The sequence below is a fragment of the Thermomonospora catenispora genome (assembly GCF_006363815.1).
Lineage (GTDB): Bacteria > Actinomycetota > Actinomycetes > Streptosporangiales > Streptosporangiaceae > Thermomonospora > Thermomonospora catenispora.
Window position 1 is genome coordinate 1 of the sequence record NZ_RRYT01000057.1, and the last position, 12,290, is coordinate 12,290.

At 75.9% G+C, this 12,290-nt stretch carries 12 protein-coding genes and 2 pseudogenes; 5 read left to right on the top strand and 9 right to left on the bottom strand.

Annotated features, from left to right (window positions below):
- Positions 1-161: 161 nt before the first annotated feature.
- Complete coding sequence (locus tag EIO00_RS23245; RefSeq protein WP_140182451.1) at positions 162-992, top strand: aldo/keto reductase; 831 nt, start codon at positions 162-164, stop codon at positions 990-992.
- A gap of 7 nt (positions 993-999) precedes the next feature.
- Here EIO00_RS23245 and EIO00_RS24675 read toward each other — a convergent pair whose 3' ends face one another.
- Positions 1,000-1,698 carry a DoxX family protein gene (locus EIO00_RS24675; protein WP_194151117.1) on the bottom strand — a complete coding sequence of 233 codons (699 nt, stop codon included), beginning with the start codon at positions 1,696-1,698 and terminating at the stop codon, positions 1,000-1,002.
- Between the two features lie 142 nt (positions 1,699-1,840).
- Here EIO00_RS24675 and EIO00_RS23255 point away from each other — a divergent pair, with 142 nt between their 5' ends.
- Complete coding sequence (locus EIO00_RS23255) at positions 1,841-3,184, top strand: TerD family protein (RefSeq protein ID WP_140182453.1); 1,344 nt, start codon at positions 1,841-1,843, stop codon at positions 3,182-3,184.
- A 15-nt stretch (positions 3,185-3,199) separates the two neighbouring features.
- Here EIO00_RS23255 and EIO00_RS23260 read toward each other — a convergent pair whose 3' ends face one another.
- The 3 genes from EIO00_RS23260 to EIO00_RS25955 form a co-directional block, all read right to left on the bottom strand.
- A complete protein-coding gene (locus EIO00_RS23260; protein ID WP_140182455.1) occupies positions 3,200-3,856 on the bottom strand; it encodes an HhH-GDP family DNA glycosylase in 657 nt (218 codons plus the stop codon).
- A gap of 58 nt (positions 3,857-3,914) precedes the next feature.
- Positions 3,915-4,661 (bottom strand): ribonuclease HII, encoded by a 747-nt coding sequence (locus EIO00_RS23265; RefSeq protein WP_140182457.1) that lies wholly within the window; start codon positions 4,659-4,661, stop codon positions 3,915-3,917.
- Positions 4,662-5,563: 902 nt separating this feature from the next.
- On the bottom strand, positions 5,564-5,902 hold the full coding sequence (locus EIO00_RS25955) for a hypothetical protein (RefSeq protein ID WP_422100070.1): 339 nt from the start codon (positions 5,900-5,902) through the stop codon (positions 5,564-5,566).
- Between EIO00_RS25955 and EIO00_RS25960 the strand changes: the two are divergent.
- The 3 genes and pseudogenes from EIO00_RS25960 to EIO00_RS23275 form a co-directional block, all read left to right on the top strand.
- Positions 5,856-6,482, top strand: a pseudogene (locus tag EIO00_RS25960) (AAA family ATPase); the annotation flags it as partial. The gene EIO00_RS25955 and the pseudogene EIO00_RS25960 overlap by 47 nt on opposite strands.
- Positions 6,483-6,735: 253 nt before the next feature.
- Entirely contained in the window at positions 6,736-7,485 is a 750-nt protein-coding gene (locus EIO00_RS25965; RefSeq protein WP_422100071.1) for an AAA family ATPase, read from the top strand.
- Between the two features lie 209 nt (positions 7,486-7,694).
- Positions 7,695-8,789 (top strand): winged helix DNA-binding domain-containing protein, encoded by a 1,095-nt coding sequence (locus EIO00_RS23275; protein ID WP_140182460.1) that lies wholly within the window; start codon positions 7,695-7,697, stop codon positions 8,787-8,789.
- A gap of 183 nt (positions 8,790-8,972) precedes the next feature.
- Here EIO00_RS23275 and EIO00_RS23280 read toward each other — a convergent pair whose 3' ends face one another.
- The 5 genes and pseudogenes from EIO00_RS23280 to EIO00_RS23300 form a co-directional block, all read right to left on the bottom strand.
- Complete coding sequence (locus tag EIO00_RS23280) at positions 8,973-9,833, bottom strand: 5-oxoprolinase subunit C family protein (RefSeq protein WP_140182462.1); 861 nt, start codon at positions 9,831-9,833, stop codon at positions 8,973-8,975.
- Positions 9,830-10,453 (bottom strand): 5-oxoprolinase subunit PxpB, encoded by a 624-nt coding sequence (gene pxpB, locus EIO00_RS23285; RefSeq protein ID WP_140182464.1) that lies wholly within the window; start codon positions 10,451-10,453, stop codon positions 9,830-9,832. The genes EIO00_RS23280 and pxpB overlap by 4 nt, the downstream gene beginning before the upstream one ends.
- Positions 10,454-10,480: 27 nt before the next feature.
- A complete protein-coding gene (locus EIO00_RS23290) occupies positions 10,481-11,242 on the bottom strand; it encodes a LamB/YcsF family protein (protein WP_140182465.1) in 762 nt (253 codons plus the stop codon).
- 111 nt (positions 11,243-11,353) lie between these two features.
- Entirely contained in the window at positions 11,354-11,722 is a 369-nt protein-coding gene (locus EIO00_RS23295; RefSeq protein ID WP_140182467.1) for a hypothetical protein, read from the bottom strand.
- A pseudogene (locus EIO00_RS23300) lies at positions 11,719-12,290 on the bottom strand (hypothetical protein); the annotation flags it as partial. The pseudogene EIO00_RS23300 and the gene EIO00_RS23295, both read right to left, overlap by 4 nt.

Consider the following 12,290-nt stretch of genomic DNA (forward strand, 5'->3'; position numbering starts at 1 on the left):
CGGCCGGGACGCCCGACGGCCGCCCGGCGGGCGCCGGTCCCGTGGAGAGGACGCCCGGCGCACGGACGGGGACGGGCCCCGGCACCCCGCCGCGGGCCGCCCGGGCACGGCGCCGGGACGGCCCCGGGTAGCGGCGGAGGAGCGGGGTAACGGTGGTGGACATGAGCGTTCCCACGGTGACTCTCAACAACGGCGTGACGATGCCGCAGCTGGGGTTCGGGGTGTTCCAGGTGCCGCCGAACGAGGCCTTCGACGCGGTGCGGACCGCGCTGGAGGTCGGATACCGGAGCATCGACACCGCGGCGATCTACGGGAACGAGGAGGAGGTCGGCAAGGCGATCCGGGCCTCGGGCCTGCCGCGGGAGGAGGTGTTCGTCACCACCAAGCTGTGGAACTCCGACCAGGCCTACGACGACGCGCTGCGGGCGTTCGACGAGAGCATGGCGCGGCTCGGCCTGGAGGTGCTGGACCTGTACCTGATCCACTGGCCGATGCCGGCCGTGGGCCGGTACATGGACGCCTGGCGGGCGCTGCAGAGGATTTATGAGGAGGGGCGGGTCCGCGCCATCGGCGTCTCCAACTTCACGGTGCGGACGCTGCAACGGGTGATCGACGAGTCGGGGGTCGTGCCCGCGGTCAACCAGATCGAGCTGCACCCCCGGCTGCCCCAGGCCGAGCTGCGGGCCTTCCACGCCCGGCACGGGATCGCCACCGAGTCGTGGGGGCCGCTGGGCCAGGGCAAGGGACTGCTGGAGGACCCGGTGCTGGCCCGCCTGGCCGACAAGCACGGGCGGACCCCGGCGCAGATCGTGCTGCGCTGGCATCTGCAGCTGGGCTGCATCGTGATCCCCAAGTCGGTGACGCCGTCGCGGATCGCCGAGAACATCGACGTGTTCGACTTCGCGCTGGACGAGGAGGACATGGCCCGGATCGCGACGCTGGACACCGGGGAGCGGCTGGGCTTCGACCCGGAGACCATGAACATGGCCTGACCGGCGCTCAGCGGTCGGTCTCCGCGGCGCGGGGGGCGCGGCGCCCGGCCACCCGCACGTCGCCGGCGGCGCCCCCGGCCTCCTCGGCCGCCGGCCGGGAGGGGGCGGAGGCGTCCTCGCCCTCCGCGGCGGCGCCCTTCCGCCGGGTCCGCCGGGTGCGGGGCCGCGGCGCGGTCTCCTCGGCCGGCGGTCCGGCCGGCGGCGGCGCGACCGGGACCGGCTCGGTCTCCTCCGGCTTGGGCAGCCAGGAGTCCGCGGCGTCCTCGGCCTCCGCGGCCTTTCGGTCGCGGCGGGAGAGCAGCCGGTGGTCCAGCGTGAGCCGCCCGCCGCCGCCCGCGGCGAACAGCAGGCTCGCCAGCCCCAGCACGAGCACCAGCTCGAAACCGCCCTGCGCCCGCCCCTGGTCGACCAGGAACACCCCGTGGGCGGCGTGCACGAAGACGAACGCCCCGAGCATGTCCACGAACAGCAGGGTCCCCGCGATCGGCAGCCCCAGCCCCAGGACGAGGGCCAGCCCGCCGAGCAGCTCGGTGAACGTGGCGTAGATGGCGGCCACGGTCGGGGCGGGGACGTCCATGCGCTCGAAGCCCTCGGCGGTGGCGGTGACGCCGACCTCGATCTTCTGCCAGCCGTGGGCCAGGAACACGAAACCGACGCCGAGCCGGCCCAGCAGCGCGACCACGTCGTACACCGGCCGTGAACGCATGACGGTCAGTCCCTTCGGTCCGTGCTCCGCCCACCCCGGACAGGATGATCCTCCTCGCCGGAGCCGCCGTCCATGGCGTCAGGGAGCCGAAACCATACCGAAACTCTCGATTCCCCCGCCATCGGCGGCTTAGGTTGAGGTCATGGCGATGCAAAAGGGAGCCAATGTTCCGGTGCCCGCCCTCTCGGTGCGGGTGGAGCTGGGCTGGCAAGGCGGCCCGGGCGTGCCCGACGCCGACGCCTCCGCGCTGCTGCTCGTCGGAGGCCGCGTGCGCAACGACGACGACTTCGTGTTCTACAACCAGCCGACCCACCCCTCCGGTGCGGTCCGGCACGAGGGCAAGCAGCAGGGGTCGATCGTCCGGGACGTGCTGGCGGTCGACCTGGCACGGGTGGAACCGCAGATCGAGACGATCGTGATCGCCGCATCCGCCGACGGCGGCACGTTCGGCCAGCTCCGCGGGCTGTACGTGCGGGTGCTGGACGCGGCCGGCGGGGCGGAGCTGGCGCGTTTCGAACCGCCCGACGCCACCACCGAGACCGCGTTCCTGCTCGGCGAGCTGTACCGGCGGCAGGGGGCGTGGAAGTTCCGCGCGGTCGGCCAGGGCTACGCCACCGGCCTGGCCGGGCTGGCGACCGACTTCGGCATCACCGTCGACGACGCCCCGCCGCCCGCCGCCCCGCAGTCCCGGCCGCAGCCCGCGCAGCCGACGCCCCCGCCCCCGCCGGTGAACACCCCGCCGCCGCAGCCGACGCCCCCGCCCCCGCAGCCGGCACCGCCGCCCCCGCAGCCGGCGCCTCCTCCGCCTCCGCCGCAGCCGCAGCAGGCGCCCGCCCCGCCGCCGCGGCCGGTCAGCCTCAGCAAGATCTCCCTCACCAAGGAGGCCCCCTCGGTCTCCCTGACCAAGCAGGGCGCCACCAGCGGGAACATGCGCGTCCACCTGCAGTGGACCGCACGCCCCGGCGCCGCCCGGGGCCGGCTGGGGTTCCGGCGCCGCGGAGTGGACCTGGACCTGGACCTGTGCGCCCTGTGGGAGCTCCAGGACGGCAGCAAGGGCATCGTCCACGCCCTCGGCGACTTCGGCGCGCTGAACTACCCGCCGTACATCCAGCTCGACCAGGACGACCGCACCGGCGCCGGCTCCGGCGAGACCATGACGATCAACCTGGACTACAGCCACATGTTCCGCCGGATCCTGGTGTTCGCCGAGATCTACGATGGCGCCGACGACTTCCGCGGCGTCGACGCCACCGCGACCCTCTACCCGCACAACGCCCCACCGGTCGAGATGAACATGAACGACTGCGTCGACGCCTCCCGCGACGCAGTGCTGGTGCTCATCGAGAACGTGGGCGGCGAGCTGGTCGTCCGCCGCGAGGGACGGTTCATCCTCCCCCCGCCGGGGCGGCCCCGCTGGGGCAAGCTGGCGGTGGACATGGCCTACGGCTGGGGGCTGAAGTGGGTGCCCTCCCGCGGCAAGGACTGAGCCGGCGCCGGCCGGTCATCTCCTCCCGGAGGCGACCCTCCTCCCGGCGGTGATCGACTCGGCGAGTTCCTCGTCCTTGGAGACGCGCACGAGTGCGGCGGCGAACCGCGCCATCTCCTTCTCCGGCACCATGTCGGCCAGACGCTTGGGATCGGTGGGCAGGCCGAGCCGCTCGGCGCCCTTGAGCGCCGGCTCGTCCAGATGGGGGCGCAGCCACGGCCACACCGCCTGCGCCTCGCGGAAGAAGATGCTCACCCCCGTCGGGCCCATGCCGGGGAACTCGCGCAGCAGCTCGGAGGCCCGCTGCGGGTCCCGGCCGCTGTCGCGGGCGAGCCGGCGCAGATCGCCGCCGTACTTGTCCTGGGCGAGCTCGGCCATGTCGCCCAGGTAGGTGGCGGTGGACTCGTCGTAGCGGGCGTAATGACCGCGGCCGAGCGCGTCCACCCGATCCTGCCAGGTCATCCGCAGCAGCCCGCGGGCGGTGCCGCCGCCGGCCTCGAACAGCTCGCGGGCCGCGTTCACGGCGATCTCGGCGGAGACGCGGGCGCTGAGGAGATTGCTGAGGACCAGCAGCCTGAACAAGGGGGCGGGCTGGTCCTTCACCAGGATCCCGGCCTCCTCGGCGTAGGTCCGCCCGGCCTCGCGCAGCAGCTTCTTCACGACAGCGTCCATAGAGCACCTCCCGTATAACTTCGGGATCTACCCCCGTTGACGGACGCTTATGAGCGGTCTACAGCAGGGAAAGCTGGCCGGAACCGGCGGTCGGATCGCGGCGCACCCGCAGATGCCGCCATCGCGGCAGGTCATCGAGGTAGGACCAGGACAGCCGGTGATGCGGGGTCGGTCCGTGCTCCTCCAGCGCCCGCCGATGCGCCGGCGAGGGGTAGCCGGCCGACTCGGCGAACCCGTACGCCGGATACCGCGCGCCCAGCTCGGCCATCAGCCGGTCCCGATGGACCTTCGCCAGCACCGACGCCGCCGCCACCGACACCGACCGCCGGTCGGCCCCCACCTCGCAGCGCACCCGCCACGGGGCGCCGAGGAAGTCGTGCTTGCCGTCCAGGATCACCGCGTCCGGCGGCTCGGGCAGGGCCGCCAGCGCCCGCCCGGCGGCCCGTCGCAGCGCCTCGGTCATCCCCGCCTCGTCGATCTCCCGCGGCTCCGCCAGACCGATCGCCCAGCCGCTCAGCCAGCCGGGCAGGACCTTCGCGAACGCCTCCCGCCGGGCGGCGGTCAGCAGCTTGGAGTCGGTGAGCCGCACCCCGTCGCAGACCGGCGGCTCGCTCAGATCGGTCACCGCCGCGCACACCACGACCGGGCCGGCCCACGCGCCCCGGCCGACCTCGTCGACCCCGGCGATCCGTACGGCGCCGGCGGCGGCCAGTTCCCGTTCGATCGAATAGTCGGCGACGGCGCGCGGCGCGGCCCCCGCGGCCGCCGCCTCCAGGCCGGGCAGGACATCGGGAGCGTTCGACATGCGGCCCATGATGGCAGCCCGCCGGGCCGCCGGGTGTCGGACGGCACAGTCGCCGCCGGCATCCCGCGGCACGGTGGTCGGAGACGCCCCGGGCGTGCCAGGCTGGATTCGCGCGGGGCGTCGGCCCAGACCGAAGACGGACCCGCCCGCCGGTTTCCCGGTGGGACGGCCCCGGGCCAGGCGAGGAGGCCGGTGGAGCCGATGCGACAGTTCGAGGACTCCGATCCCCGGCCGGCGGGGATCGCGGTGCGGGATCTCGTCGAACGCGTGCGCTGGCGGTACTTCCGGATCCAGCCGGGGCTGCGCCTGCTGGCCGGGGCGCTGCTGACGGCGGTCGCGGTGACCCTCGCGGTGCTGACCCGCCAGCCGATCGACGTCGTGGCCGCGGTCGCGGCGGGCGCCCCGGCGGCGCTGGGGGCGCTCCACCTGACGTTGCGCTCCCCGGCGGGCATGGCCGTGGCGCTGGTGGTCGCCGGATGGGTCGCGCTCTCGGGGCCGCTGGGTCGGCAGTACCCCCAGCCCGCGCACCAGGGGCCGCTGCTGGCGCTGCTGGCGGCGCCGGTGGCGTTCGGGGCGTTCCGGCTGCGGGGCTTCGCGCCGTGGCGCACCGTGCTGTGGGCGCTGGGCTGCGCGGGGCTGGTGGCGGCGGCCACCGCCCGGCCGCTGGCGGCGCTGCACGTGCTGCCCGCCTGGGCGGCCGCGTTCGCCGTCCTCCTCCGCCGCTGGGACCAGGCGCGGCGCGCCGTGCCCGCCGAGGCCTACGACACCGGATGGGTGCAGGAACAGACCGGATGGGCGCAGGAACGGCACGTCCGGCCGCCGCAGCCCCGCTCCGAGGCCCCCCAGCCGCCTCCCGCCGACGAACCGGTGGAGGCGGGGGTGCCGCCCGCCACCCGGGCCGCCTACGAGCGGCGCGTCGCCGCCCGGCGGGCCGAGGAGCCGCCCGAGGAGCCGCCCGAGGAGCCGCCCGAGGAGCCGCCCGAGGAGCCGCCCGAGGAGCCGCCCGAGGAGCCGCCCGAGGAGCCGCCCGAGGAGCCGCCCGAGGAGACCCCGCAGATCTCCGTCGGGGACGCGCTCGCCGAATTGGAGGCCATGATCGGGCTGGAGCCGGTCAAACGGCAGGTCCGGTCCATCGCCGCCGCCATCGAGGCGGCGCATCTGCGGGCGGCGGCGGGAGTGCCGAGCGAGAAGCCGATGCGGCACCTGGTGTTCGTCGGCCCGCCCGGCACCGGCAAGACCACCGTGGCGCGGGTGCTGGCCGGGGTGTTCTACGCGTTCGGGCTGCTGCCGCGGGCCAGCGTGGTGGAGGCCACCCGGGCCGACCTGGTGGGCGACCATCTGGGCGCCACCGCGTTGAAGACCAACCGCCTGATCGACTCCGCGCTCGGCGGGGTGCTGTTCATCGACGAGGCCTACTCCCTGGTCAACCAGGGCGACGGGCAGCCGGACCGGTTCGGCGCCGAGGCGGTGCAGACCCTGCTCAAACGCGCCGAGGACGACCGGGACAACCTGGTGATCATCCTGGCCGGCTACGAGCAGCAGATGGAGGAGTTCCTCGCCTCCAACCCGGGACTGGCCTCCCGGTTCGCCACCCGGATCCGGTTCCCCTCCTACACGCCCGAGGAGCTGCTGCGGATCGCCGAGTACCACGTCGGGCTGCGCGAGGACCGGCTGGACGAGGAGGCGACCCGGCGGCTGCGGTCCCGGTTCGAGGAGGTGTGCCGCCGCGGCATCGTCGACGAGCTCGGCAACGGCCGGTTCGTGCGGTCGCTGACCGAGGCGGCGGCCCGCGCCCGCGACGTGCGCGTGGTCGGCTCCGGCGCCTGGGCGGGCCGCCGGCCGACCCCCGAGGAACTGGTGACCATCCGCGCCGAGGACGTGGAGAGCGCGTTCGCCGAGGTCACCGAGCGCTACCGGGGATACGACGAGACCCCCACGCTGGAGGAGGCGCTCGCCTCGCTGGAGGAGATGATCGGGCTGGAGCCGGTCAAACGGCAGGTCCGGGAGATCGCCGCGCAGCTGCAGGTCGCCCGGATGCGCGAGNGAGATCGCCGCGCAGCTGCAGGTCGCCCGGATGCGCGAGGCCAAAGGGCTGCCGACCCGCCCGCCGATGCGGCACTTCGTGTTCGTCGGGCCGCCCGGCACCGGCAAGACCACCGTGGCGCGGGTGCTGGGCCGGGTGTTCGCCGCGCTGGGGCTGCTGGCCCGCCCCTCGGTGGTGGAGGCCACCCGGGCCGACCTGGTGGGCGACCATCTGGGCGCCACCGCGTTGAAGACCAACCGCCTGATCGACTCCGCGCTCGGCGGGGTGCTGTTCATCGACGAGGCCTACTCCCTGGTCAACCCCGGCTACGGCGGCGGGGACGCGTTCGGCGCCGAGGCGGTGCAGACCCTGCTCAAACGCGCCGAGGACGACCGGGACCGGTTCGTGGTGGTGCTGGCCGGCTACGAGGCCGACATGGACCGGTTCCTGCGCTCCAACCCGGGGCTGGCCTCGCGGTTCAACGTGCGGGTGGTGTTCCCCTCCTACGGGCCGGACGAGCTGCTGCTGATCGCGCAGTCCATCGCCGAGCAGGGCGGGGACCGATGGGACGACGCCGCCCTGGACGACCTGGCGCTGATCTTCCAGCGGGTGTGCGGGATGGGACGGATCGACGAGCTGGGCAACGGCCGCTTCGCCCGCTCCCTGTACGAGCGGGCGTGCGCCTCCCGGGCGCTGCGGGCCGCCCGGCTGGGGGAGGCCGCCACCCCCGCCGACCTGACCGTGCTGACCGCCGAGGACGTCCGCGCCGCCTACCACGAGCTGCAGCCCCGCCGCCGGTGAGGGCCGCCCGGCCGGGCGAGCGACCGGGGCGATCGGCCCGGCGGAGCCGCGGGAGGGCGACGAGGCGGGAATGACCGGGGCGCCGCGGCGGGCCGCCGCGCGGGCGGCGACACCGATCGGCGGCGGCCGGCGGCGCGGGGCCGGCGATCGACCGCGGTGAGCGCGGCGTCCGTCGCCGGAATGTCGGCGGCGTGCGATGTAATCGGCGCATGACGTCGTTGACCTGGTCGCAGGTGCTGGCGTGGCGGATGCGGCGACAGCACGTGACCGAGCCCGGCGACCTGCCCGCCGTGGAGGTGGCGCGACGACTGGCCGGGGTGCAGGCCCAGGTGGCCTCGGCCGCGTCGCTGGCGATCGCCCTCCGCCAGGCCTCCCCCGACCCGCAGGAGACCGCCCGCGCCCTGTGGGAGGAGCGGACCCTGATCAAGACGTGGGCGATGCGCGGCACCCTGCACCTGCTGCCCGCCGACGCCGCCCCCGCCTACCTGGCCGTGTGCGCCGCCGTCCGCACCTGGGAGAAGGCGAGCTGGCAGAAGCTCACCGGCGCCGCCCCCGCCGAGCTGGAGGCCGTCGCCCGGGCCGCCGCCGACGCGCTCGCCGGAGGGGCCTGCCTGACCCGTGAGGAGCTGACCGCCGAGATCGTCGACCGCACCGGGCTGGAACGCCTGGCCCAGGCGCTGGGATCGGGCTGGGGCGCCCTGCTCAAACCCCTGGCCTGGTGGGGCGTGCTGTGCTTCGGCCCCTCCCGCGGCGGCAAGGTCACCTTCTGCGCGCCCGACCGCCACGTCCCCGGCTGGAGCGGGCCGCCCCCGCTCGCCGAGGCCGCCCGCACCGTCATCCGCGCCTACTTCGGCGCCCACGGCCCGGCCACGCGGGACGCCTTCGACGCCTGGCTGATGCGCAGGACCCACAGCCGCAAGGACCTCAAGGCCTGGTTCGCCGCCGCGGCCGACGACCTGGTCCAGGTCGACGTCGAGGGCACCCCCGCGTACGCGCTGCGCGACCACGTGGCGGAGCTGACCGAGACCGCCCCCGCCGCCGGCGCCGTCCGCCTGCTGGGCGGCTTCGACCAGTACGTGCTGGGCGCGGGCACCGGCGCCGCCTACCTCATCCCGCCCGAGCGCCGCTCCGAGGTCAGCCGCACCGCGGGCTGGATCGCCCCGGTCGTCCTCCACGAGGGCCGGGTGGCGGGCACCTGGGAGCCCGCCGGCGAGATCCCCGCGACCCTGTGGGAGGACGTCCCCGCGGACCGGCTCGCCGCCCAGATCGCCCGCCTCCGCCCCCTCCTGGCCGCGATCTCCTGACCGGCCCCGCCCCGAGGGCCGCCCGACGCCCGGGCGGGCCCGGCGGGGCCGCCCGCGCGCCCGCCCCGGCTCATGCGCCCTTCGTGCGCACGCCCCTGGTCCGGACGTCCCTGCGGCGCGCACCCGTCCGCGACGCCCCTCGCCCGACGCGGGATCTCCGAGGAGCCCGTCGGGCCGCGGCGCTCACCGGCCGCCGTGCAGCCGGAAGCGGACCTTCTGCCCGGGGCGGAGCTGGGCGGCGACGGGCAGGTCGCGGCCGGCCAGGACGGCGATGACCGGGTAGCCGCCGGTGGTGGGATGGTCGGCCAGGAAGATGATCGGCATGCCGTTCGGGGGGACCTGCAGGGCGCCGGTGACCATGCCCTCGCTGGGCAGCTCCCCCTCGCGGGCGCGCCGCAGCGGCCGGCCGGTCAGCCGGATGCCGACCCGGTTGCTCTCGGCGGTGACCTCGTACCGCTCGGTGGTGAGGACGCCCAAGGCGTCGTCGGTGAACCAGTCGTCCCGCGGGCCGGGCAGGATCCGCAGCACGGGCTCCTCGGGCAGCGGGGCGACGGGGGCCTGGTCGACCAGGATCGGGGCGTCGGCGGGGAGGCGCCCGACCGGCAGCCGGTCGCCGCCGCGCAACGGGGCGGGGCCGAGGCCCGACAGCAGGTCGGTGGAGCGGCTGCCCAGCACCGGATCCACCGCCAGCCCGCCGCGGACCGCCAGATAGCTGCGGACCCCGATCCGCGGGACGCCGACCTCCAGACACGCCCCGGCCGGGACGTGGCAGGGGGCGTTCATGGCGGCGGGCCGCCCGCCCACCCGCAGCGGGACGGGCGCCCCGGTGACCGCCGCCCACCCGGAACGGTGGAAGCGCAGGACGGCCCCGCCGAACGTCATCTCCAGGCCGGCGGCGTCCTCCGGGTTGCCCACCAGCCGGTTCGCCAGGCACAGGCTGGGCCGGTCGGCCGCCCCCGAGCACGGCACCCCCAGATGGGCGTGCCCCGGGCGGCCCAGATCCTGCACCGTCGTCAGCGGCCCGGGACGCACCACCTCGATCATCGGACCCCCTCCACCGGCACGAACCGCACCCGCGCGCCCGGCCGCAGCAGGGCGGGGGAGGGGCGGCGATCCGGATCCCACAACGCCAGGTCGGTCCGCCCCAGCAGCCGCCAGCCGCCGGGGGAGGAGGAGGGGTAGACGGCCGAGTAGGGGCCCGCGATCGCCACCGAACCGGCCGGGACGAACGTGCGGGGCGTGCTGCGCCGCGGCACGTGCAGCGCCGGGTCCAGGCCCCGCAGATACCCGAACCCGGGGGAGAACCCCAGATACGCCACCACGTACTCCCCGGACGCGTGCCGGCGCACCACCTCCTCGGCGGTCAGGCCGGTCAGCTCCGCCACCTCGGCCACGTCCGCGCCGTCGTAGCGGACCGGGATCTCCACCGGCGCCGGGTCGGCCTCGGGACGCTCCGGCAGCTCCAGCGCCGCCAGGCGCGCCCGCACCCGCTCCAGATCGCAGCGGGCCGGGTCGGTGACGATCAGGACCGTCCGCTCGCCGGGGACCACGTCCACGATCCCCGCGAGCCCCGCCGCCCGCACCGCGGCGTGCAGCCGATGCGCGGTCGCCAGATCCTCGACCTCCGCCAGCAGCGCCGCATCGCCCGCCCTGCGCACCCGCATGCGCCCTCCCGTCCGGTGATCGAGCCGTCAGCGCGGCGGCGCGAACGCCCGCACCTCCACCCCGGCGTCCACCAGGGCCTTGCGGACCGCCCGCGCCAGCTCCACCGCCCCCGGCGTGTCGCCGTGGACGCAGATGGAGCGGGCGCGCACCGGCACGTCGGTGCCGTCGACGGCGGTGACCACGCCCTCCACCGCCATCCGCACCGCCCGTTCGATCACCAGGTTCTCGTCGTGCACCACCGCGCCCGGCTCGCGCCGGGGCACCAGGCGGCCCTCCGGCGTGTAGGCGCGGTCGGCGAAGCACTCGGACACCACCGTCAACCCGTCCGCCACCTCGTGCACCGCCGACCCCGGCAGGGTCAGGATCGGCAGCGAGGGGTCGTACTCCCGGACCGCCGCCGCCACCGCCCGCGCCTGCTCGGCGTCCCGGGCGATCCGGTTGTAGAGCGCGCCGTGCGGCTTGACGTAGGAGACCCGCCCGCCGGCCGCCCGCGCGATCCCGTCCAGCGCCGCCAGCTGGTAGAGGATGTCGGCGGTCAGCTCCTCGGGCGCCATGTCGATCTCCCGCCGCCCGAACCCGGCCAGGTCCCGGTACGACACCTGCGCCCCGATCGCCACCCCGCCCGACACCGCGGCTCGGCACACCCGCCGCATGATCATCGGGTCGCCGGCGTGGAACCCGCAGGCCACGTTGGCGCTGGTGACGATCTCCAGCAGGGCGGCGTCGTCGCCCAGCGTCCAGGTGCCGAACCCCTCGCCGAGATCGGCGTTGACGTCCATGACCGCCATGCCTTCATTGTCCTTCATCGTCCGCCGACGCGGCCGGCGTCGACGGCCGCGTCGGCCCCGCCTCGTCGGCGGGCCGGCCGGGAGGGCGCTCCGGGAGCCCTCCCCGAGGGTTCACCAGCGCTCCTCGCGCAGGTCGGACACCTCGCCGCGGCGCACCCAGCCCTGGTGGACGTCCACGTCGAACGCCTCCAGGCCCAGCCGCCGCGGCGCCTCGGGGTCCGACCCGGCGTACTCCACCCGCAGCCACCCGTTCTGCTCGCCCAGCACCTGGAACGGCTCCCCCCGCCAGGTGCACCAGGTGGTCACGTAGCACAGGTGGTCGACCTCCCGGCGCGGCACCACCCGCACATGACGTCCCGGGACGACCTCGGTGAAGCCCTCGGCCGCCACCCCCGTGTAGAGCCTGATCCGGTCCCCGTCCGGGCTGGCCTCGTACTCCAGCCCGCGCCAACCCGCGTAGTAGCCGTCCCGCACGCTCATCCGTCCGCCTCCGCCGTGCGCAGCCAGGCGCGCCGGTCCGCGTCGTACACGGCCAGGAACGTCTCCCTCCCCGCCCGGTCCAGCCGGAACATCTCCGCGCCGTGCGGCAGCCGCCGGCTCCCGATCCGGAACGCCGGCACCGCCGTCCCCGGGACCGTCTCCACCCGGCCGGGCCGGATCAGCGGCCAGCGGATCACGTGCACCGTCTCGTCCCCGGCCGAGAACGGCGACCCCGGGCGCTCCAGCCCCAGCGCCCGCACCACCTGCTCCGGCGTCCGCAGCGCGCTCACGTCCCGCAGCCGGGCGACCGTCCCGGCGACCCAGTCATAGCCCCCGTCGAGGTAGTGCGTCACATGGTCGGGACGCACCACCTTCTGCATCACCTCACCGTCCCGCGGCGGCTCGGCGGCCCGGGCCCGCGCCCGCGGGTCCCGCACGGACCCCGCGGACGCCGAGGTCCCCTCGTCGGGCCTCTCGTCGGGCCTCTCGGCCGGCTCGGCCGAGGGAGTGGGCGCCGGTCCCGCCGCCGGTCCGCCGGTGCCGCCCGCCGGTGCGGCCGCGCCGCGCC